General features: G+C 64.2%; 22 protein-coding genes. 14 read left to right on the top strand and 8 right to left on the bottom strand.

The window, feature by feature from the left end:
- Nucleotides 1-85 precede the first annotated feature (85 nt).
- Both ACFOPH_RS11150 and ACFOPH_RS11145 read left to right on the top strand, forming a co-directional pair.
- The gene (locus ACFOPH_RS11150) at nucleotides 86-961 is read left to right on the top strand and encodes a YdcF family protein (RefSeq protein WP_379735271.1); all 876 of its coding nucleotides are present in this window, start codon (nucleotides 86-88) and stop codon (nucleotides 959-961) included.
- A gap of 225 nt (nucleotides 962-1,186) precedes the next feature.
- Nucleotides 1,187-1,453, top strand: coding sequence for a hypothetical protein (locus tag ACFOPH_RS11145; RefSeq protein WP_312550524.1), 267 nt, complete (start codon nucleotides 1,187-1,189; stop codon nucleotides 1,451-1,453).
- Here ACFOPH_RS11145 and ACFOPH_RS11140 read toward each other — a convergent pair.
- Genes ACFOPH_RS11140 through ACFOPH_RS11125 form a run of 4 tightly spaced genes read right to left on the bottom strand, consistent with a single transcriptional unit; the run spans nucleotide 1,435 to nucleotide 3,785 of the window.
- Complete coding sequence (locus tag ACFOPH_RS11140; protein WP_379735269.1) at nucleotides 1,435-1,989, bottom strand: RDD family protein; 555 nt, start codon at nucleotides 1,987-1,989, stop codon at nucleotides 1,435-1,437. The genes ACFOPH_RS11145 and ACFOPH_RS11140 overlap by 19 nt on opposite strands.
- On the bottom strand, nucleotides 1,976-2,803 hold the full coding sequence (locus ACFOPH_RS11135; protein ID WP_379735267.1) for a DUF3106 domain-containing protein: 828 nt from the start codon (nucleotides 2,801-2,803) through the stop codon (nucleotides 1,976-1,978). Before ACFOPH_RS11135 ends, ACFOPH_RS11140 begins: the two co-directional genes overlap by 14 nt.
- Entirely contained in the window at nucleotides 2,800-3,219 is a 420-nt protein-coding gene (locus tag ACFOPH_RS11130; protein WP_312550832.1) for a DUF3619 family protein, read from the bottom strand. Before ACFOPH_RS11130 ends, ACFOPH_RS11135 begins: the two co-directional genes overlap by 4 nt.
- Nucleotides 3,216-3,785 (bottom strand): RNA polymerase sigma factor, encoded by a 570-nt coding sequence (locus ACFOPH_RS11125; protein ID WP_312550830.1) that lies wholly within the window; start codon nucleotides 3,783-3,785, stop codon nucleotides 3,216-3,218. Before ACFOPH_RS11125 ends, ACFOPH_RS11130 begins: the two co-directional genes overlap by 4 nt.
- 235 nt (nucleotides 3,786-4,020) lie before the next feature.
- Here ACFOPH_RS11125 and ACFOPH_RS11120 point away from each other — a divergent pair, with 235 nt between their 5' ends.
- From ACFOPH_RS11120 to pssA, 9 genes are all read left to right on the top strand, one after another.
- Entirely contained in the window at nucleotides 4,021-4,896 is an 876-nt protein-coding gene (locus tag ACFOPH_RS11120; RefSeq protein WP_379735264.1) for a TauD/TfdA dioxygenase family protein, read from the top strand.
- Nucleotides 4,897-5,037: 141 nt separating this feature from the next.
- Complete coding sequence (locus tag ACFOPH_RS11115; RefSeq protein ID WP_379735262.1) at nucleotides 5,038-6,042, top strand: ABC transporter substrate-binding protein; 1,005 nt, start codon at nucleotides 5,038-5,040, stop codon at nucleotides 6,040-6,042.
- Between the two features lie 7 nt (nucleotides 6,043-6,049).
- Complete coding sequence (locus ACFOPH_RS11110) at nucleotides 6,050-6,883, top strand: ABC transporter ATP-binding protein (protein WP_379737910.1); 834 nt, start codon at nucleotides 6,050-6,052, stop codon at nucleotides 6,881-6,883.
- Complete coding sequence (locus ACFOPH_RS11105) at nucleotides 6,880-7,773, top strand: ABC transporter permease (protein ID WP_312550825.1); 894 nt, start codon at nucleotides 6,880-6,882, stop codon at nucleotides 7,771-7,773. The genes ACFOPH_RS11110 and ACFOPH_RS11105 overlap by 4 nt, the downstream gene beginning before the upstream one ends.
- Nucleotides 7,774-8,347: 574 nt before the next feature.
- Nucleotides 8,348-10,081: an acetolactate synthase 3 catalytic subunit gene (locus tag ACFOPH_RS11100; RefSeq protein ID WP_312550823.1), complete on the top strand. Its 1,734-nt coding sequence runs from the start codon at nucleotides 8,348-8,350 to the stop codon at nucleotides 10,079-10,081.
- Nucleotides 10,082-10,573: an acetolactate synthase small subunit gene (gene ilvN / locus ACFOPH_RS11095; RefSeq protein WP_312550821.1), complete on the top strand. Its 492-nt coding sequence runs from the start codon at nucleotides 10,082-10,084 to the stop codon at nucleotides 10,571-10,573. It abuts the gene before it with no gap.
- 231 nt (nucleotides 10,574-10,804) lie between these two features.
- A complete protein-coding gene (gene ilvC, locus ACFOPH_RS11090; protein ID WP_312550819.1) occupies nucleotides 10,805-11,821 on the top strand; it encodes a ketol-acid reductoisomerase in 1,017 nt (338 codons plus the stop codon).
- 409 nt (nucleotides 11,822-12,230) lie between these two features.
- The gene (locus ACFOPH_RS11085; protein WP_379735260.1) at nucleotides 12,231-13,007 is read left to right on the top strand and encodes an SIMPL domain-containing protein; all 777 of its coding nucleotides are present in this window, start codon (nucleotides 12,231-12,233) and stop codon (nucleotides 13,005-13,007) included.
- Between the two features lie 116 nt (nucleotides 13,008-13,123).
- A complete protein-coding gene (gene pssA, locus ACFOPH_RS11080; RefSeq protein WP_312550815.1) occupies nucleotides 13,124-13,984 on the top strand; it encodes a CDP-diacylglycerol--serine O-phosphatidyltransferase in 861 nt (286 codons plus the stop codon).
- Between the two features lie 47 nt (nucleotides 13,985-14,031).
- Here the strand turns inward: pssA and ACFOPH_RS11075 are convergent, their stop codons facing one another.
- Complete coding sequence (locus ACFOPH_RS11075; protein ID WP_379735257.1) at nucleotides 14,032-14,499, bottom strand: hypothetical protein; 468 nt, start codon at nucleotides 14,497-14,499, stop codon at nucleotides 14,032-14,034.
- A 219-nt stretch (nucleotides 14,500-14,718) separates the two neighbouring features.
- On the opposite strand from ACFOPH_RS11075, the gene rpsO reads away from it, so the two are divergent.
- Both rpsO and pnp read left to right on the top strand, forming a co-directional pair.
- The gene (gene rpsO, locus ACFOPH_RS11070) at nucleotides 14,719-14,988 is read left to right on the top strand and encodes a 30S ribosomal protein S15 (RefSeq protein ID WP_379735255.1); all 270 of its coding nucleotides are present in this window, start codon (nucleotides 14,719-14,721) and stop codon (nucleotides 14,986-14,988) included.
- Nucleotides 14,989-15,182: 194 nt separating this feature from the next.
- Nucleotides 15,183-17,285, top strand: a complete 2,103-nt coding sequence (gene pnp, locus ACFOPH_RS11065; protein ID WP_312550812.1) for a polyribonucleotide nucleotidyltransferase — start codon at nucleotides 15,183-15,185, stop codon at nucleotides 17,283-17,285.
- Nucleotides 17,286-17,372: 87 nt separating this feature from the next.
- Here the strand turns inward: pnp and ACFOPH_RS11060 are convergent, their stop codons facing one another.
- From ACFOPH_RS11060 to ACFOPH_RS11050, 3 genes are read right to left on the bottom strand one after another with little or no spacing between them, the layout of a single operon-like run.
- The gene (locus ACFOPH_RS11060) at nucleotides 17,373-17,501 is read right to left on the bottom strand and encodes a hypothetical protein (protein ID WP_312550811.1); all 129 of its coding nucleotides are present in this window, start codon (nucleotides 17,499-17,501) and stop codon (nucleotides 17,373-17,375) included.
- A gap of 29 nt (nucleotides 17,502-17,530) precedes the next feature.
- Nucleotides 17,531-17,896, bottom strand: a complete 366-nt coding sequence (locus tag ACFOPH_RS11055; protein WP_379735252.1) for a lysozyme inhibitor LprI family protein — start codon at nucleotides 17,894-17,896, stop codon at nucleotides 17,531-17,533.
- 56 nt (nucleotides 17,897-17,952) lie between these two features.
- Nucleotides 17,953-18,465, bottom strand: coding sequence for a LysM peptidoglycan-binding domain-containing protein (locus tag ACFOPH_RS11050; protein ID WP_379735250.1), 513 nt, complete (start codon nucleotides 18,463-18,465; stop codon nucleotides 17,953-17,955).
- Between the two features lie 331 nt (nucleotides 18,466-18,796).
- Here ACFOPH_RS11050 and ACFOPH_RS11045 point away from each other — a divergent pair, with 331 nt between their 5' ends.
- Nucleotides 18,797-19,660: an STAS domain-containing protein gene (locus ACFOPH_RS11045; protein ID WP_379735248.1), complete on the top strand. Its 864-nt coding sequence runs from the start codon at nucleotides 18,797-18,799 to the stop codon at nucleotides 19,658-19,660.
- Nucleotides 19,661-19,662: the final 2 nt, after the last annotated feature.

Below are 19,662 nucleotides of genomic sequence, written 5' to 3'. Positions count from 1 at the left end.
CCGAACCGCCTTCGGCCTGTAACGATGTGGGGGCGGCGGGCCGGCATGGGCGATAATGCTTGTCGTCCATTCAATCCCGCGCCGCATGAGCATCCAACCCCTGCTTGACCTGATCAACCTGGTCCCGCGTGACCTGATCCTCCCGCCCGCCAATCTCTTCCTGGTGATGCTTGCCGGCCTGCTGCTCTGGCGCCGCTGGCCGCGGCTTGGACGCAGCATCGCCGGCACCGGCCTGGCGGCGCTGTTCCTCCTCTCCAGCACCGCGGGCGCGCGCTTCTTCGTGGCGCCGCTGGAAGCGATGACCGCGCCGCTCGCAGCGCCCGAACAGGCCGGCGCCGAGGCGATTGTGGTGCTCGCCTCGGGCCGGCTGCGCCACGCGCCCGAATACGGTGGCCTCGACATTCCGGATTATGTCGCCCTCGGCCGCGTGCGCTATGCGGCCCACCTGCAGCGGCGCACCGGCCTGCCGATCCTGGTCAGCGGCGGCAACGGCGCCAGCGGCATCGATCCGGCCCCTGACGATCGCGCCTATTCGAAAGCCCATGCCATGGCCGTGGCGCTGCGCGAGGATTTCGGCGTGCCGGTGAAATGGATCGAGCCGCGCTCGCGCGATACCGGCGAGAACGCGGCCTACAGCGCGGCCATGCTGCGCGCCGACGGCATCCATCGCATCCTGCTCGTGACCGACGCCATGCACATGCCGCGCTCCTGCGCCGCCTTCGAGCGCGCGGGCATGGACGTCGTCGCGGCGCCGACCATGTTCTTCGGCAGGCAGTCGCAGGGGTTCGGCGCCTGGATTCCCAGTCCGGAGGGCGTGCGCCGCGCGCGCTATGCGATGTATGAACTGCTCGGCCTGGCTTGGTACCGGTTGCGCTCGGCGGGGACGGGTGCCACCGATGGGCCCGCCACTAAGCCGCCAGGCAAGCAAGCGTCGATCGAAACGAAATGCTGCGGGGAGTGAGAGCGAGGAGGGCAATGCGCTTGCCGAACATCCCGGTTCGCACTTTGATTTGCCTCAGTGCCTAGCGCAAAAGAAATGGACGCCTGTCAGCGGATGAATTAACGTCGATCAATGCTGTAGAGCCTGTTCTTCCTGTCGACATTGATGCCTGGCTCGGCTGCGCGAAGGGTGGTCTGACTCAACCGGAGCGGTCGGCGTGGCATGTTGAAGCGAGCGGAACCGAGAATGAAAACGCAATGCAAAGCTGCGTCGTTTTGCCTGCTGGTGGCGGCGGTCGTCCTCGCCTTCCAGCGCGAGCCCGGCGCCCTGCTGGCAGGCGCGATCGCGCTGCAGTTGTATGCGCTGACCCAATGGCAGGCCAACTGGTACGAGCGTATCGCGCTGCGGTCCTGGAGCCGGGTGCTCAGGCGCCGCTACGAGACCTCGCTGGCGGGCGTCCTGTGCGCGATGGCGAGCATGCCGCTGTTGATCGGCTACTTCGCCCTGGCCTGAACAGCTTGCTTCTTCGGCAGCGCAATCAAGCGCGTCCCCGCGATCCGGTCGTGCAGGAACTGCCGGTCCTTGTCGAGGAAGGCGGTGAGCGCCCAGGCCACCAGGCCGATCCCTAGGGCGACCGCCCATTCCTTCGCATGGTGCAGGTCGAGCAGGGCGCCCACCGCGAGCGCCGGGGCGAACCAGCCCCAGGCCAGCAGGTAGCGGATCGCGGCATTCCTGAAGGGCACCTTCGCGTGGCCGACCTTGACCACCTTGATGCGCCAGGTCTTCATCGCCAGCGTGAAGCCGCTGCCGCTCCAGGCGTGGACGAAATAGGCGCCCGTCACCAGGAACAGGAAGGCCATCAGGGCGGCACGGTAGCCGGCCTCCTGGCGGTTGCCGGTGGCGAAGATGAACACGAAGACGGCGAGCGCCTCGACGGCGGTGAGGAGGAAGGCCTCGTAGGCCATCGCGATGAGGCGCCGCTTGACCGTCGGCGTGCCGATCACGGGATGGGCTGCGGGAGCTGCTGCGGAAGATTCAGCCGTTTGCATTCGATACGCCTGGAGTGACCGTGGGTTGGGCGCCGGCGGCGGGCGCGCTCGGGGCGGGTTCCGCGGGCGCGACTGGCGCCGCCGGAGCCGGCGCGGCCGGTGCGGCGCCCGGCGCACTCCCGGGTGCAGCCCCGGGCGGCATGCCGGGTGCGGCAGGGGCCGGGGCCGGCTGGGTGAGCGCCGGCGTGTTCGGCAGCGTGCCCGGCGGATGCAGCGAGATGCAGGAAGCGCCGCGGCGCGTGGTGCCGGACGGGCAGGGCGTGGGCGCCACGATCGTCGGTTCCGAAGCAATGGCGGCCGGGGCGTTCTTGCGCCTGGCGCTCTGCTCCAGGCGCCGCTTCTGCGCGGCCGGCAGCTGCTTGTAGCTTTCCCAGGTCGCGGCCTTTTCGCCCGGCGCCAGCTTGCGCACCTTGCTGTAGTTCTCGCGTGCGAGACTGCGTTCTTCCGGCGTCAGGCGGATCCACTGGCGCATGCGGTCGTGCACGCGCCGTTGCTCTTCCGGATTCATCGAGGCGAAGCGGCGCGACATCTCGAGCCATTTGCGCTTGCGCACGCCGTCCATCGCATCCCATTCGGGCTGGAGCGGCGCGAGCGCGAGCTGCTGGGCGTGCGTGAGATCGCGCCAGAGCGGCTTGTCGAGGTTCCTGGCGCCAGCGGCGCCGGCTTGTGCGGAGGTCGCGACGGCGGGGGCGAGTCCGGAATCCGGATCGCCGATGCCCCAACGCTGAGAAATGGCCCAGGCCGCCAGTCCGGCCACCACCACCGCCGCGACTGCGAGCCAGGCGCGGCGGGGTTTGGAATCGCGTTTCGTCATTGGTGGCGCTGTTGCGACTCCAGATAGGCGTTGAAACCTTGGTCGAGATAGGCGGTCAGCGGCAGCTCGTCGGCCAGCACGGCGGCGTCGAGCTCGGCCAGTTCGGCGATCTGCTGCTGTTGCTGGTACTGGTAGACGCCGCCCAGGCCGACGACCAGCGCCAGCATCGGTACCGCGACGGCGAGGCGTCCCAGGCCGGCGCCGGAGAACAGGGTGTCGACATCGAACCAGCTACGGCGCCAATCCTGCTTCGCCGGCGCGGCCAGCGCGACGGGCAAGGCGTCGGGCTTCTTGCGCGACAGCGCCAGGGCGCGCGCGGCGGCCAGGCGCTCGGTGGTGGAAGCGGGCAGCGCGTCGAGGTTCTCGTTCAGGGCGTGGCGCACCTTGTACGCCAGGTTGATGTCGTCGGTATTCATAGTTTAATTCCCTTGGCCCGCAGGGCATCGGCAAGCGCGTGGGTCGCGCGCGAACAATGCGTTTTGACGCTGCCCTCGGAACAGCCCATCGCCTCAGCCGTTTCGGCCACGTCCATATCCTGCCAGTAACGCATAAGGAAGGCTTCGCGTTGACGCGCCGGGAGTTTTTGTATCTCCGCTTCGATCAGGCGCAAAGTCTGGGCCCGCTCGACCTGGTCCAGGCTCGATTCCGCCGCCGCCGAACCTTCCTCCGCCTCGTACGAGGCGAGTATATCAAAGTCCTCATCGTCCTCGTCCTTCCGGCCGAAGCCCGAGAACAGGCTGACCCAGGTGTTGCGGACCTTCTCGCGGCGGAAATAGTCGAGAATGGTGTTCTGCAGGATGCGCTGGAACAGCATCGGCAGTTCGGCAACCGGCTTGTCGCCGTATTTTTCGGCGAGCTTGATCATCGCATCCTGCACGATATCGAGCGCCGCCTCGTCCTTGCGCACCGCATACACGGCCTGCTTGAACGCGCGCCGTTCGACATTCTCGAGGAAGTCGTTGAGTTCTTTGTCTGTCGCCATGCGGATGAGAGGGGGTGATGCGCTCCGAGTACGTAGCTCGTGCTTATTGGAAAACTGACGAATCCTAGCAAAAAACCACCGGCCATGCACCGGAATTGCTCAGTTACGCCGCCTGGACGGCCGCGGCGCTTTCAAAAACTGCATGAGGATAGTCGAAATGATTCGTTGTCGCCTCAACAGGGCATGGCTAAGCTGAATTGCACGCTCATTCATACCGCTACTCATCTTGACCGCCATGCCACTCGATACCGTCTCCCGCCAGGATTTCGACATCCGGCCCCTGAACGCGCCGCTCGGCGCCGAGGTCCTCGGCCTCGACCTCGCACGCCCCCTGTCCACCTTCGACCTGGCGCGCGTGCACCGCGCCCATCTCGACCACCATGTGCTGGTCTTTCGCGATACCCGCATCACGCCGGCCCAGCAGGTCGAATTCAGCCGGCGCTTCGGCGAACTGCAGATCCACGTGCTGCGCCAGTTCCAGCTGGCGGAGCATCCGGAAGTGCTGGTGATCTCGAACATCCGCGAGAACGGCGAACCGATCGGCCTGGGCGACGCCGGCCACCTGTGGCATTCCGACCTGTCGTACAAGGCCGTGCCGAGCCTGGGCTCGATGCTGCACGCCCAGGAGTTGCCGCCCGACGGCGGCGACACGCTGTTCGCCAACCAGCACCTGGCCTGGGATACGCTGCCGGGCTGGCTCAAGCGCGAAGTCGAACACGCTCAGGCCGAGCACAGCTACCTGGCGCGCTACGAAGACCTGCGCAAACTGAATCCCTGGCGTCCCGCGCTGACCCAGGCCCAGATCGACGAGGTGGTGCCGGTGCGCCACCCGGTGGTGCGCACCCATCCGGAAACCGGGCGCCGCGCGCTGTTTGTCAGCGAACACTTCACGACGCGCATCGTCGACATTCCGGAAGACCGCAGCCGCGCACTGCTGGCCGCGCTGTTCGCGCACAGCGTCAAGCCGGCATTCATCTACCGCCACCAATGGAAGCCGCACGACATGGTGTTCTGGGATAACCGCTCGCTGCTGCACCTGGCGGCCGGCTGCCCGCCGGACCAGCGCCGCAAGCTGTACCGCACGACGATCGCAGGCGATGTCCCATTTTAAAGAGCGCCTAACAAAACCTCCATGGCTGCGTTGCATCGTCTCGCCGTACCCGCGTACTGTCTTCGCCGATGCGCCGGCGGCCGTATCCCTTGCCCTAAAGGTCTTGTTAAGCGCTCTAAAGCAAACCACCCCGGAGAACCCATGTTCCGTTTTTCCAAAGTCGCCGCCGGCCTGGCCGCGCTCGCCCTGGCCGCCGCCGTGCCGGCCCATGCCGAAGGCAAGATCCGCATCGCCGAGCAGTTCGGCGTGGTTTACCTGCTGCTCAACGTCGCCCAGGACCAGAAACTCATCGAAAAGCACGGCAGGAAGCAGGGCGTCGACATCGATGTCGACTGGATCAGGCTGTCGGGCGGCGCAGCCGGCAACGATGCGCTGCTGTCGAATTCGGTCGACGTGGTCGGCGCCGGCCTGGGACCGCTGTTCACCGTCTGGGACCGCACCGCCGGCAAGCAGAACGTGCGCGCCGTGGCCTCGCTCGGCAACTTCCCGTATTACCTGGTCAGCACCAATCCCGCGGTCAAGTCGATCGCCGACTTCGGTCCCAAGGACCGCATCGCGCTGCCCGCCGTCACCGTCTCGGTGCAGGCGCGCATCCTGCAGATGGCGGCGGCGAAGCAGTGGGGCGCGGCCCAGTTCCGCAAGCTCGACCCGCTGACCCAGGCCGTGCCGCACCCGGACGCCACCGCCGCCGTCATCGCCGGCAAGACCGAGATCAACGCCCACTTCGGCAATCCGCCTTTCCAGGACCAGGAACTGGCCGGCAATCCGAACGCGAAGGTCGTGCTCGATTCCTACGAGGTGCTGGGCGGCCCGAGCTCGGCCACGGTGCTGTATGCCACCGAGAAGTGGGTCAGGGAGAACCCGAAGACCTACCGCGCCTTCCTCGACGCGCTGGTCGAGGCCGCGCAGCTCGCTTCCAGCAACCCGGAAGCCGCCGCCGACGCCTACCTGCGCGTGAACAGGAACAGCATCGACCGCGCGCTGCTGGTGAAGGTCCTGAAGGATCCGAAGGTGCAGTTCAAGGTGGCGCCGCAGAATACGCTGGGCCTGGCGCAGTTCCTGCACCAGGTCGGCGCGATCCGCAAGAAGCCGGCGAGCTGGCGCGATTACTTCTTCGCGCATCCGGCGCTCGCTTCGGGGAGCTGACATGACAATGCCGACCCTGCAGGTCGTGCCGCATGGACCGCTGTTGCGGGCCGAGCACGTTACCATCGACTACCCGACCGAGCGCGGCGTGGTGCGCGCCACCGAGGACGTGAGTTTCGAGGTGCACCGCGGCGACCGCTTCGTGCTGCTCGGGCCTTCGGGCTGCGGCAAGTCGACGCTGTTGAAGGCGGTCGCCGGCTTCGTCGCCCCGCGCGCGGGCAGCCTGCGCCTGTGCGGCAAGCCCGTCACCGGGCCGGGACCGGACCGCATCGTCGTGTTCCAGGAATTCGACCAGCTGCCGCCGTGGAAGACGGTGGAGGCGAACGTGATGTTCCCGATGCTGGCGGGCGGCACAGGCAAGAAAGAGGCGCGCGAGCGCGCGCGCCACTGGCTCGGCAAGGTCGGCCTGGCGCGCTTCGGCGACGCCTATCCGCACACGCTCTCGGGCGGCATGAAGGCGCGCGTAGCGATCGCACGGGCGCTGGCCATGCAGCCCGAGATCCTGCTGATGGACGAACCCTTCGCCGCGCTCGATGCGCTCACCCGGCGCAAGATGCAGGAAGAACTGCAGGCGCTATGGCAAGAGATCGGTTTCACCATGCTGTTCGTGACCCATTCGATCGAGGAAGCGCTGGTGGTCGGCAACCGCATCCTGCTGCTCAGCCCGCACCCGGGCCGCGTGCGCGCGGAACTCAACAGCCACCAGTTCGACCTGGGCAGCGCCGGCAGCCCTGAATTCCAGGCCGCGAACGAACGCATCCACCGCCTGCTGTTCGGCGCAGCCGCCGTTGCGGCGTCCGGCATTCCTTCCACCGCTCCCGGCTACGCCGCCCATCCATGACAGCCTTCCGCGAACCACCCATCCGTCCCGAGTACGAACTCGCCCTGGCGACGCCCATCTTGGGTGCTGCCCCGCTGGGCGCATCGATGCAGGCCGCAGCCGGTCCTCGCTGGTTTGCCTTCGGCGAGCTCGCCTGGCTGCGCAAGGCGGCCTTGTTGCTGGTGCTGGCCCTGCTCTGGGAAGCGCTGGCGCGCTGGTACGACAACGAGCTGCTGCTGCCGACGGCCCTGGCGACGGGCAGGGCGCTCATCGACGGCATCGCCACCGGCGAACTGTTCGGCTACGTGGCCGTCTCGTTCGCCGTGCTGACCCAGGGCTACCTGGCCGGCATTCTCGGCGCCTTCCTGCTGACCTGGCTGGCGGTGTCGAACCGGCTCGGGCGCGAACTCATCGACACCCTGACCTCGATGTTCAACCCGCTGCCGGCGATCGCCTTGCTGCCGCTGGCCCTGCTGTGGTTCGGCCTGGGCAAGGGCAGCCTGATCATGGTGCTGATGCATTCCGTGATGTGGCCCCTGACGCTGAACGCCTGCGCCGGTTTCCGGGCCGTGCCCGAGACGCTGCGCATGGCCGGGCGCAACTACGGCTTGAAAGGCCTGCGCCTGGTGCTGCAGATCCTGGTCCCGGCGGCGCTGCCGGCCATCCTGTCGGGCCTGAAGATCGCCTGGGCGTTTGCCTGGCGCACCCTGATCGCCGCCGAGCTGGTGTTCGGCACGACCTCGGGGCAGGGCGGGCTCGGCTGGTTCATCTTCCAGAGCCGCAACGAGCTGTTCACGGACAAAGTGTTTGCGGGGCTGGCGGCGGTGATCCTGATCGGGCTGGCGGTCGAACATATCGTGTTCCAGACGCTCGAGCGGGTGACGGTGAGGCGGTGGGGGATGCAGCGCTAAGGGTGCGCTACGTCACGGTGGGTTCGAGAACCCACCCTACGACCGTGGTCTGCATACGTACGACCGCGTGGACACAGGTGTCCACCCTACAAAATCAAAACGCCGCGCATCGTAGGGTGGGTTCTCGAACCCACCGTTCATCGCGATGCCCCTGCACCGCACCACGCCGGTGCACCGCCGAGCCCGCCAAAGCGCCTCCCGCACCCCGCGAATCATTCCTTTCTTTTTATCTTGACCAAAATGGTGCAACGCAGTAAGGTGTTCCTTACGCTTTGCACCCCCGAAGCTTCATGGTCAGCCAGGCCGGCACACAAGGCCTTCCTGTGTTGACACGCTTTCATTTGTAGGCAGTTTGCTCCAACCCGCGCCACAAGCGCGAGAGATGCGTCGAGCCGCTACAGACACTCAGCCAAACGAGTTGCGTTTAGCGCCGTCATGAAGGGTATCTGCCGATGCCCGGATCGAACGTCGTGCGCGCAGAAAGAAGGGAAGCTGGAGCGCTGTGGGGCAAACCGCATTTCGTTAGGAACGAGCATCCGATCAATCTCCCTATGGGTCTTGAAAGGAACGATTCATGAATAACGAAGCCTCAGCCCCCACATTGACGGGTGCTGAAATCGTCGTCCGTTGTCTTGCCGAGGAAGGTGTCAAACACGTCTTCGGTTATCCCGGCGGCGCAGTCCTGTATATCTACGACGCCATCTTCAACCAGGACAAGTTCCAGCACGTCCTGGTCCGCCACGAGCAGGCAGCCGTGCACGCGGCCGACGCCTATTCGCGCAGCTCCAACACCGTCGGCGTCGCCATCGTCACCTCGGGTCCGGGCGTGACCAATGCCGTCACCGGCCTCTCGACCGCCTACATGGATTCGATCCCGATGGTCGTCATCTCCGGCCAGGTGCCGAGCCATGCGATCGGCCAGGATGCCTTCCAGGAATGCGACACGGTCGGCATCACGCGTCCGGTGGTCAAGCACAACTTCCTGGTCAAGGACGTGCGCGAACTGGCCAGCACCATCAAGAAGGCCTTCTACATCGCCCGCACCGGCCGTCCCGGCCCCGTGCTGGTCGATATCCCGAAGGACATCACGGTCAACAAATGCGCCTTCGACTATCCGCGCGAGATCGAGATGCGCTCGTACAAGCCGGTCGACAAGGGCCATGCCGGCCAGATCCGCAAGGCGGTCCAGCTGCTGGCCGGCGCCGAGCGCCCGATGATCTATGCGGGCGGCGGCGTGATCCTGGCAAATGCCTCGCCCGAACTGAACCGCCTGGCCGACCGTCTCGGCGCGCCGATCACCAACACATTGATGGGCCTGGGCGGCTCGCGCGCCAGCAGCGAGCATTTCGTCGGCATGCCCGGCATGCACGGCACCTATGAAGCGAACATGGCGATGCAGCACTGCGACGTCCTGATCGCGATCGGCGCCCGTTTCGACGACCGCGTGATCGGCAACCCCAAGCACTTCGCCAGCCACCCGCGCAAGATCATCCACATCGACATCGACCCGTCCTCGATCTCGAAACGGGTGAAGGTCGACATTCCGATCGTCGGCAACGTGAAGGACGTGCTGACCGAATTCCTGGCCCAGCTCGACGCTGCCGGCAATACCCGCGGCAATCCGGAAGCCCTGCGCAACTGGTGGAAGCAGATCGACGAATGGCGCGGGCGCGACTGCCTGAAGTACGAGAACTCCGACCTCGTCATCAAGCCGCAGTCGGTCATCGAGAAGCTGTGGAAGGTGACGAAAGGCGATGCCTTCATCACCTCCGACGTCGGCCAGCACCAGATGTGGGCCGCCCAGTACTACCCCTTCGACAAGCCGCGCCGCTGGATCAATTCCGGCGGCCTGGGCACGATGGGCGTGGGCTTGCCCTACGCGATGGGCGTGCAGATGGCCAATCCGGACGCGACGGTCGCCTGCGTGACCGGCGAAGGCTCGATCCAGATGTGCATCCAGGAGCTTGCCACCTGCAAGCAGTACCGCCTGACGCCGAAGATCATCCTGCTCAACAACCGCTTCCTGGGCATGGTGCGCCAGTGGCAGCAGATCGACTATGGTTCGCGCTACTCCGAGTCCTACATGGATTCGCTGCCGGATTTCGAGAAGCTGGCCGAGGCCTATGGCCACGTCGGCATGCGCATCGAGAAGCCGGGCGACGTCGAGGGCGCACTGCGTGACGCCTTCGGCATGAAGGATCGTCTCGTGTTCATGAACTTCATCACCGACCAGGCCGAGAACGTCTGGCCGATGGTCAAGGCGGGCAAGGGCTTGTCCGAAATGCTGCTCGGATCGGAGGACCTCTAAATGAGACACATCATCTCGGTCCTGCTCGAGAACGAAGCAGGCGCACTCTCGCGCGTCGTCGGCCTGTTCTCGGCGCGCGGCTACAACATCGAAACGCTGACCGTGGCGCCGACCGAAGACGCGACGCTCTCGCGCATGACCATCGTCACCACGGGATCGGACGACATCATCGAGCAGATCACCAAGCACCTGAACCGCCTGATCGAGGTGGTCAAGGTGGTCGACCTGAGCGAGGGCCAGCACATCGAGCGCGAGCTCATGCTCATCAAGGTGAGGGCCGTCGGCAAGGAGCGCGAAGAGATCAAGCGCACCGCCGACATCTTCCGCGGCCGCATCATCGACGTGACGGAGAAGACCTACACGATCGAACTGACCGGCGCCAAGAGCAAGCTCGACGCCTTCATCGACGCCATCGACCGCACGTCCATCCTCGAGACCGTACGCACCGGCGGCTCGGGCATCGGCCGCGGCGAGAGGATCCTGAAGGTCTGACCGGCCAACAGCCCGATCGAAGCCGCGATCCGTAGGTGGGCACTTTGTGGTGCCGGCATTTAGCCAGCCCCACTGCCCACGCGTAACGCCTGATCCGCCGCCTGCCGTACAAACAGGTCCGTAGGGTGGGCACCCCGTGCCCACGCGTAACGCATGAGCCGCCACCTGCCTGACAAATGAACAGCCATTAACCTGGCACCAGCAAATAACTTGAAAATACAGGACAACACCATGAAAGTTTTCTACGACAAAGACTGCGACCTCTCCCTCATCAAAGGCAAGAACGTCGCCATCATCGGCTACGGCTCGCAAGGCCACGCCCACGCCCAGAACCTGTCCGAATCGGGCGTCAACGTCACCGTCGGCCTGCGCCGCGGCGGCGCTTCCTGGGGCAAGGTCGAGCAGGCCGGCCTGAAGGTGGCCGAGGTCGACGAGGCGGTCAAGAATGCCGACGTCATCATGATCCTGCTGCCGGACGAGAACATCGCCCAGGTCTACAAGGAAAACGTCGAGCCGAACGCGAAGCAGGGCGCAGTCCTCGCCTTCGCCCATGGCTTCAATGTCCACTACGGCCAGGTCGTGCCGCGCGCCGACCTCGACGTCATCATGGTCGCGCCGAAGGCCCCGGGCCACACCGTGCGCGGCACCTACCGCCAGGGCGGCGGCGTGCCGCACCTGATCGCGGTCTACCAGGACAAGTCGGGCGCCGCGCGCGACATCGCGCTGTCCTACGCCATGGCCAACGGCGGCGGCCGCGCCGGCATCATCGAGACCAACTTCCGCGAAGAAACCGAGACCGACCTGTTCGGCGAGCAGGCCGTGCTGTGCGGCGGCACCGTCGAGCTGATCAAGGCCGGCTTCGAGACCCTGGTCGAAGCCGGCTACGCGCCGGAAATGGCCTACTTCGAGTGCCTGCACGAACTGAAGCTGATCGTCGACCTGATCTACGAAGGCGGCATCGCCAACATGAACTACTCGATCTCGAACAACGCGGAATACGGCGAGTACGTCACCGGCCCGCGCGTCGTGACCGCGCAGACCAAGGAAGCGATGCGCCAGTGCCTGAAGGACATCCAGACCGGCGAATACGCGAAGAGCTTCATCCTCGAGAACAAGGCCGGCGCCCCGACCCTGATCTCGCGCCGCCGCCTGACCTCGGAGCACCAGATCGAGGAAGTCGGCGCCAAGCTGCGCGCGATGATGCCGTGGATCGCGAAGAACAAGCTGGTGGATCAGTCGAAGAACTGATCGTCGATTGAATGCCCGGGCGGCCAAGCGGCAGCCCGTGACGGCACCCGTAGGGTGGGCACCCTGTGCCCACGCGTTACGGGCGCCTCCTTGCACCTGAGGTCCAAGAATGTCGCTCGCGCAGCATGCCTCGTATGCAACCGAGGCATCACGTTCGTGGCCCATGCGAGGTTCGCGAGCGACGCTTCACCGTCATCGGTGCACGCATGCGTCCGTAACGCGTGGGCACGGCGTGCCCACCCTACGATACCGTCCCGTTTTTCCGTCTCCCAACAACGACGCGACAATTCGAGACAACTGTTACCGTTTAGTTCAGTTGCAAGTTTCCATTACAAAATCACGATAGAAGTCATCGTCCCGGTATCGTATAACTGACCCTCGCATTTGTTATACATACTGGAGAACAACAATGAGTCTTTCGAAATCCCTCGTCGCCGCTGCCCTGGTGCTGGCGTTCCAAGTGCAAGCCCAGGCCCAGGCCCCGGCCACCGCCGCGCCCGCCACCAGCGGCACCCTGGTCGTGGTTCCCGCCTACGGCGAAGTCAAGCATGCCAACGACCAGGCCGTCATGACCTTCGCCGTCGAGGAGCACGACAAGGACAAGGCGGCGGCCGCCGCGCGCGTGAATCGCAAGATGAAGGAAGGCACCGAGATCGTGCGCCGTGCCGATCCGCAGGCCGAGCTCAAGACCATGGGCTATTACACTTATCCCGTCTATCCGGAAGTGCCGCCGATGCCGCAGCCGGCCAGCCGCGCGGCCACCAAGCCGGTGCCGATCGCCTGGCGCGTCGGCCAGTACCTGGAAGTCAAGACCAAGAACCTGGATGCGCTGCCGAAGACCGCCGCCGCGGCCCAGAAGGTCCTGCAGATCAATGGCGTGAATTTCGGCCTGAGCCCGGAGCTGGAAAAGCGCCTGGACGACCAGCGCATCGCCGCTACCTACCGCAACCTGAACGAACGCATCGCCTCGATCGCGCGCGCCATGGGCCGCCAGCCGTCCGAGGCCGTGCTCGATACGGTTGATTTCGAGGGTTCCGGCAACTACGTGCAGGAGCAGGCGCGGCCGGCGGCAATGATGATGTCGCGCGCCAAGCAGGACATGGCGGACGAGATGCCCGAGCCCAGCTTCGAGCCGGGCGAGACCACCCTGCAGATGCGTCTGGTCGGCAAGGTGAAGTTCAAGTAAGCAAATTCTTGGCGCGCCGGACAGCTTCCATTCGTATCCGTTCGCTAACATGCCGTCCTCGCCTCTATAATGCGGGGAACGGCGCTTTGTTTGCGCGCACTTGAATACGGATCACTATGCCAGCCTTCCCACGACGCAAAAAAAACGGAGGGGCGCCGCGCGCGCCACGATTCTCCCGCCTCAGGCGCTTCGGCCGCCGGGCCGAGGATAAACAGGGGCAGCGCGGCCGCGGCATCTACCTGCTGCCGAACGCCTTCACCACCGGGGCCCTGTTCTGCGGTTTCTATGCGATCGTGATGGCGATGAACCAGCGTTTCGAATACGCCTGCTGGGCGGTGTTCATCGCCATGGTGCTCGACGGCCTGGACGGGCGCGTGGCGCGCCTGACCAATACCCAGTCCGAGTTCGGCGCCCAGTACGACTCGCTGTCCGACATGGTTTCCTTCGGCGCCGCGCCGGCCCTGGTCATCTACGAATGGTCGCTGCGCGGCCTCGGCAAGCTCGGCTGGATCGCGGCCTTTGTCTATTGCGCCGGCGCGGCCCTGCGCCTGGCCCGCTTCAACACCAACATCGAAGTGGTCGACAAGCGCTTCTTCCAGGGCTTGCCGAGCCCGGCGGCCGCGGCGCTGGTGGTCGGCTTCATCATGATGATGACCGACCCGGACATCAACATCAGCGCGCGCAAGGTCGACTGGGTGAGCTGGTGCATCGCCGTGTTCGCCGGCCTGACCATGGTATCGAACGTGCCTTTCTATAGCTTCAAGGACGTCAACTTCCGCAAGTCGGTGCCATTCATCGTCGTGTTCCTGATCGCGCTCGGCTTCGCCCTGGTGGCGATCGACCCGCCGAAGGTGCTGTGGCCGATCTTCGTGATCTACGGCCTGTCCGGCTACGCGGTGTTCGTCTGGCAGCGCGCCAAGGGCAAGAAGGTGTCGATCATCCCGACCGACGACGGTCCGCTCGACGAGCGGCGCTAATCCGCGTCCGCAGGCGCGCGTGCACGGCGCGCCGCAGTCTCCTTCATCTACCAGGGAAAGCGGTCGCGCACCTCGAACATGGGATCGGGCCCATTCTGCATCATGCGCACGACGCCGTTGGCGTCGAAATGCACGTGCATCAGCGAGTTCCACACGCCCGATTCCTTGTAGCGATAGGACCAGACCTCGTAGTCGTGCATGGCGATGCGCGAGGTTTCGGCCGGCCGGCCGATGGTGCGCAGCACGTTCGCCTTGGTGGCCTGGTCGATCCGGATGGTGGCGAACTTCTCGCCGGTCAGCACCTGCTCGTACGACACCAGCCGTCCGTCCGGCCCGATGCGCGCCATCCAGGTGAACTGGCCCATCGGCCCGGTCGCGTACTCGAGTTCCCGGCTGCCGTCGGGCAGGGGGTAGACGTTGGTCGGCTGGCCGAGCCTGGCGGTGACCGCTTCCACCGGGTCGCCGACGGCGGGTGCGCCGCGCATGAAGGCCGGGCCGGCGCAGCCGGCAAGCACGATTGCGGTCCAAATCGTTGCAATTCTTATCATTTTGTGCATCATGCACCTCGCGTAAGGCATGAAAAACCCTATGATGCCCCAGCTTTGGCGCAGCAAATGCTGGTGACGCCAATCGTTTTCGCATATACTGGCGGGTCTGTCCGCAAGGGCAGTTTTTTTGAACATCCCACGGTGCGCTGGGTTCCGACTCTTGCACCGCATGTGAAAGGTAACATCATGACCGTAGAAAACATCAACAAAGCCGCGATCATCGCGGACAACGCACGTGGCCAGAACGACACCGGTTCGCCGGAAGTCCAGGTTGCACTGCTGACCGCACGCATCAACGAACTGAACGGCCACTTCAAGGCCCACCAGAAAGACCACCACTCGCGCCGCGGCCTGATCATGATGGTCAACCGTCGTAAGAGCCTGCTGGCTTACCTGAAGGGTAAAGACCTGAACCGTTACCGTGACCTGATCGCCAAACTCGGCCTGCGTAAGTAATTTTTGCGTCAGACGGTTTAGCAAGGAAATGCCTGCGCCAGTCTCCACTGACGCGGGCATTTTTTGTTTTAAGCGTTTGTTGTTTAGTTGTTTTGAAGTAAGGCGGCGAGGCGACTAGCCTGTTTCTGAGGCCGTCCGCGGTGAGGTGAACGACAGCTCCTGAAAATCTGTCGGCAAATAGAAAGGGATTACCCATGTTTAACAAAGTTACGAAAACCTTCCAGTACGGCCAACACACGGTCACCCTGGAGACCGGTGAGATCGCTCGTCAGGCATCCGGCGCCGTCGTGGTGTCGGTCGAAGACACCGTCGTGCTGGCAACCGTGGTCGCAAAGAAAGACGCGAAGCCGGGCCAGGACTTCTTCCCCCTGACCGTCGACTACATCGAGAAAACGTACGCTGCCGGTAAAATCCCGGGCGGTTTCTTCAAGCGCGAAGGCCGTCCATCCGAAAAAGAGACCCTGACCTCGCGCCTGATCGACCGTCCGATCCGCCCGCTGTTCCCGGAAGGCTACCTGAACGAAGTCCAGGTCATCATCCACGTGCTGTCGGTCAACCCTGAGATCGATCCGGACATCCCGTCGATGATCGGCGCCTCGGCTGCCCTGGCCGTGTCCGGCATCCCGTTCAGCGGCCCGATCGGCGCCGCGCGCGTCGGCTACGCGAATGGCCAGTACATCCTGAACCCGACCACCACCGAGCTGAAAACCTCGCAGATGGACCTGGTCGTGGCCGGTACCGAAACCGCCGTGCTGATGGTCGAATCGGAAGCCCAGCAACTGTCGGAAGAAATCATGCTGGGCGCGGTCGTCTACGGCCACGAGCAGATGAAGGCCGTCATCGACGCCATCCATGCCCTGGTCGAAGAAGGCGGCAAGCCGGAAGTCGAGTGGACCGCCCCGGCCAAGAACGAAACCCTGATCGCACAAGTGGCCCAGCTGGCCGACGCGAAGATCCGCGACGCCTACCAGACCCGCGAAAAGACCCTGCGCCAGCAAAAGCTGAAGTCGCTGTCGGGCGAAGTCATGGCCGACCTGGCTGCCCAGGGCGTCGAAGCCGATGCCGCCGAAGTCGGCAACATCCTGTTCGACATGGAAGCCAAGGTCGTGCGTTCCCAGATCCTGGAAGGCGAGCCGCGCATCGACGGCCGCGACACCCGCACCGTGCGTCCGATCTCGATCCGCACCAGCGTCCTGCCGCGTACCCACGGCTCGGCCCTGTTCACCCGCGGCGAAACCCAGGCCCTGGTCATCGCCACCCTGGGCACCGCGCGCGACAGCCAGAAGATCGACGCGCTGATGGGCGAGTACACCGACGACTTCATGATGCACTACAACATGCCTCCGTTCGCCACCGGCGAAACCGGCCGTGTGGGCACCCCGAAGCGCCGCGAAATCGGCCACGGCCGCCTGGCCAAGCGCGCACTCGTGGCTGCCCTGCCATCGCCGGAAGAGTTCTCGTACTCGGTGCGCCTGGTGTCGGAAATCACCGAATCGAACGGTTCCTCGTCGATGGCATCGGTCTGCGGCGGCTGCCTGGCGCTGATGGATGCCGGCGTGCCGATGAAGGCGCACGTCGCCGGCATCGCCATGGGCCTGATCAAGGAAGGCGGCCGCTTCGCCGTCCTGACCGACATCCTGGGTGACGAAGACCACCTGGGCGACATGGACTTCAAGGTCGCCGGCACCGCGCAGGGCATCACCGCGCTGCAGATGGACATCAAGATCCAGGGCATCACCAAGGAAATCATGCAGGTCGCGCTGGCGCAAGCCAAGGACGGCCGCCAGCACATCCTGGCCGAGATGCAGAAAGCCATGCCGACCACGAAGACCGAACTGTCGGACTTCGCACCGCGCCTGATCACCATCAAGATCAACCCGGAAAAGATCCGTGACGTGATCGGCAAGGGCGGCGCCGTCATCCGCGCGCTGACCGAAGAGACCGGCACCCAGATCGACATCACCGACGAAGGCGTGGTCACCATCGCTTCCGTCGACGCTGCCGCCGGCCAGGAAGCCAAGCGCCGCATCGAAGAGCTGACCGCCTCGGTCGAAGTGGGCAAGACCTACGACGGCACCGTGCTCAAGCTGCTGGACTTCGGCGCCATCGTGCAAGTGATGCCGGGCAAGGACGGCCTGCTGCACATCTCGCAGATCGCCAACGAGCGCGTCAACGCCGTGGCCGACTACCTGAAAGAAGGCCAGCAAGTGCGCGTGAAGGTCCTCGAGACCGACGAGCGCGGCCGCCTGAAGCTGTCGATGAAGGCTGCGGATCCGGTGGAAGCTGCTGCGCAGTAAGCATCTGAGCAGCGGCTTTGTGCCGCTCCAAACGAAAACCGCCAGTGCGTGAGCCTGGCGGTTTTTTTTTTTTCAGCGCAATTCGGGTCACATCGATTTTACGAACAGCACGAGCAGTGCGATGAGGATTCCAAATATCGCACCGGAGGTAAAGCTTTTGTACACGTCATGGCGTTTTTCTTTGGTGTCGTCTTCGCTAATGGCAGGTTTTTCCATTGGATTACCCAGTCGTGACGTTGAACTTGCTATTTCCTGGAGGGCAGGGTGGAAGCCTCGACCAGATACAGCCTGGCCTGATTGTTGTTGAGATCGCTGATGCAGGCCAGCCTGCGCTGTTCCAGGCCGTTCATGATGGCACCGCCTCCGAGCGAGGTATGGAACGCACATTGCGCGTCTCGATACTCCGCGAATCTCTTTTTTGAAAGGTTAAGCTGGTCCTTCGCTTTGGTAATGTATTTCTCATCCTCGTCCCATGTCAAAATTGCCGTTAAAACGGACGATTCCGCTTTGCGGACGGCTGCTTCACTCTGACGCGCTTGGCTCATCAGGCATGTGCGAATCTCTGCCTGCGAGTAAGCGGAGCAATGCTCCAGGGCGGCAGACTGACCCACGGTGTCTCCAGCCGCTGCCGGGGTGGCTGCACAAACGTTGATGGCGAACGCGATGGCTAGTGGGATTCGCATTGAACGTTTCCACCTTTCGTTATCAAGGTCAGGGCATGATCGAGCTTCCTGGCATAGTTGGGGTCGCCACCGCCGTTGTAGCGCTGAGCGATCATCGTGGTCGAGATCGGACGCCAGCCAATAATGACCCTTTCAAGGCGGCCTTTCTGGAATTTAAGGGTTTGCCCAACTTGTAGTGTCGACACCCCGTTGTTCAATTGTTTCAGGATTTCAGGGGTGCTTCCATGCTTCCTGGCGAGCTTCGCAAGGCTGTCGCCAGGGCTTACTTTGACCGCCTCAACCATTGAAGCGTCGGCAGCGAGCACTGTTCTATGCTCGAAATACGCCATACGCATGAGCAAGTAAGCTACACCTGCGCGTATGTTATGGCTCGGAATCGTCGTCACACTCCCAAAGCTGAGCCTTGCCTGCCAGCTCGGCGGCAAGATCAGTTCTCCACCTTCCGTTCCGGATAGTAGTGCCTTCAAGCCGGGATCGCCGGCGACGCCGATCTGCATTGGCTTCGTCTTCCATTCGCGGTTCGCTGCGCCGGTTTCGGTCAGGAACGATTGGAAAGCAATCGCGATTGTTGCGCCTCCAAGGCCAGATGAACTTGGGCCGGATCAAGAGGGGATGCTTGTGTGCGATACGGCTGCGCGGAGGCTTGATGGCTTTTTGTTACATCGGCACCGCAAGCCATGCCACGTTTAGTATGCATACTCGACTCTGCCGTGTCGTAGAGTATCGTTAATAGATGTTATAGTTGGTCATTTTTCCAATCATGGGAACAGTGCGCCAGTCTTCCGCGCACGACCCGAACCATCCAAAACCGACCGAGGACAAGAAGAGATGACCACGAAGGACAACGCCGCCCGCATCAGCCAGCTTATCCAGGATCACGAAGCCGAGATCGGCTCGCAATGGATTGCCCAGCTTGAAGCCCTGACAGTGCGCGGCACCGCCAGCTCGAAACAGCAACTGCGTGACCACTGCCAGCAGTTCCTGGCCACCTTCGCGACCGCCACCCGTGGCGGCGAGCTGGAGAACATCGAACACCGTTCCTGGGACGAGGTGCGCGACCTGCTGGCCGAGATCTCGTCCACCCGCGCCAAGACCGGCTCGACCCCGAGCGAGACCGCGACCTTCGTGTTCTCGCTGAAGCAGCCGGTGTTCTCGCAACTGACCGCCGCCTACGCCGGCCAACCCGAGATCCTGGCCGCCGCCTCCTGGTCGATCAGCACGCTGCTCGACAAGCTGGGCCTGTACACCATCGAAGTGTTCCAGAAGGCCAAGGACCAGATCATCGTGCGCCAGCAGCAGGAACTGCTGGAGCTGTCGACCCCGGTCGTGAAGCTGTGGAACGGCATCCTGGCGCTGCCGCTGATCGGCACCCTGGACTCGGCCCGCACCCAGGTGGTGATGGAAAACATCCTGCAGAAGATCGTCGACACCGGCGCCGTCATCGCCATCATCGACATCACCGGCGTGCCGACCGTCGACACCCTGGTCGCCCAGCACCTGATGAAGACCATCGCCGCCGCGCGCCTGATGGGCGCCGACTGCATCATCAGCGGCATCCGTCCGCAGATCGCACAGACCATCGTGCACCTGGGCGTGAACCTGGAGGACGTGATCACCAAGGCCACGCTGGCCGATGCCTTCGTCGTCGCGCTCGAGCGCACCGGCACCACCCTGATCACCAACAAAGCCTGAGC

It is taken from the genome of Massilia haematophila, from assembly GCF_042647645.1.
In the GTDB taxonomy this organism is placed as follows: Bacteria; Pseudomonadota; Gammaproteobacteria; order Burkholderiales; family Burkholderiaceae_D; genus Telluria; species Telluria haematophila.
This window is presented reverse-complemented; position numbering and strand designations above follow the sequence as displayed.

Excerpts from the sequence above, each read along its gene's own strand:
- ACFOPH_RS11150 (WP_379735271.1), top strand. The coding sequence starts at position 86 with ATGAGCATCCAACCCCTGCTTGACCTGATCAACCTGGTCCCGCGTGAC.
- ACFOPH_RS11145 (WP_312550524.1), top strand. The coding sequence starts at position 1,187 with ATGAAAACGCAATGCAAAGCTGCGTCGTTTTGCCTGCTGGTGGCGGCG.
- ACFOPH_RS11140 (WP_379735269.1), bottom strand. The coding sequence starts at position 1,989 with ATGCAAACGGCTGAATCTTCCGCAGCAGCTCCCGCAGCCCATCCCGTG.
- ACFOPH_RS11135 (WP_379735267.1), bottom strand. The coding sequence starts at position 2,803 with ATGACGAAACGCGATTCCAAACCCCGCCGCGCCTGGCTCGCAGTCGCG.
- ACFOPH_RS11130 (WP_312550832.1), bottom strand. The coding sequence starts at position 3,219 with ATGAATACCGACGACATCAACCTGGCGTACAAGGTGCGCCACGCCCTG.
- ACFOPH_RS11125 (WP_312550830.1), bottom strand. The coding sequence starts at position 3,785 with ATGGCGACAGACAAAGAACTCAACGACTTCCTCGAGAATGTCGAACGG.
- ACFOPH_RS11120 (WP_379735264.1), top strand. The coding sequence starts at position 4,021 with ATGCCACTCGATACCGTCTCCCGCCAGGATTTCGACATCCGGCCCCTG.
- ACFOPH_RS11115 (WP_379735262.1), top strand. The coding sequence starts at position 5,038 with ATGTTCCGTTTTTCCAAAGTCGCCGCCGGCCTGGCCGCGCTCGCCCTG.
- ACFOPH_RS11110 (WP_379737910.1), top strand. The coding sequence starts at position 6,050 with ATGCCGACCCTGCAGGTCGTGCCGCATGGACCGCTGTTGCGGGCCGAG.
- ACFOPH_RS11105 (WP_312550825.1), top strand. The coding sequence starts at position 6,880 with ATGACAGCCTTCCGCGAACCACCCATCCGTCCCGAGTACGAACTCGCC.
- ACFOPH_RS11100 (WP_312550823.1), top strand. The coding sequence starts at position 8,348 with ATGAATAACGAAGCCTCAGCCCCCACATTGACGGGTGCTGAAATCGTC.
- ilvN (WP_312550821.1), top strand. The coding sequence starts at position 10,082 with ATGAGACACATCATCTCGGTCCTGCTCGAGAACGAAGCAGGCGCACTC.
- ilvC (WP_312550819.1), top strand. The coding sequence starts at position 10,805 with ATGAAAGTTTTCTACGACAAAGACTGCGACCTCTCCCTCATCAAAGGC.
- ACFOPH_RS11085 (WP_379735260.1), top strand. The coding sequence starts at position 12,231 with ATGAGTCTTTCGAAATCCCTCGTCGCCGCTGCCCTGGTGCTGGCGTTC.
- pssA (WP_312550815.1), top strand. The coding sequence starts at position 13,124 with ATGCCAGCCTTCCCACGACGCAAAAAAAACGGAGGGGCGCCGCGCGCG.
- rpsO (WP_379735255.1), top strand. The coding sequence starts at position 14,719 with ATGACCGTAGAAAACATCAACAAAGCCGCGATCATCGCGGACAACGCA.
- pnp (WP_312550812.1), top strand. The coding sequence starts at position 15,183 with ATGTTTAACAAAGTTACGAAAACCTTCCAGTACGGCCAACACACGGTC.
- ACFOPH_RS11060 (WP_312550811.1), bottom strand. The coding sequence starts at position 17,501 with ATGGAAAAACCTGCCATTAGCGAAGACGACACCAAAGAAAAACGCCAT.
- ACFOPH_RS11050 (WP_379735250.1), bottom strand. The coding sequence starts at position 18,465 with ATGCAGATCGGCGTCGCCGGCGATCCCGGCTTGAAGGCACTACTATCC.
- ACFOPH_RS11045 (WP_379735248.1), top strand. The coding sequence starts at position 18,797 with ATGACCACGAAGGACAACGCCGCCCGCATCAGCCAGCTTATCCAGGAT.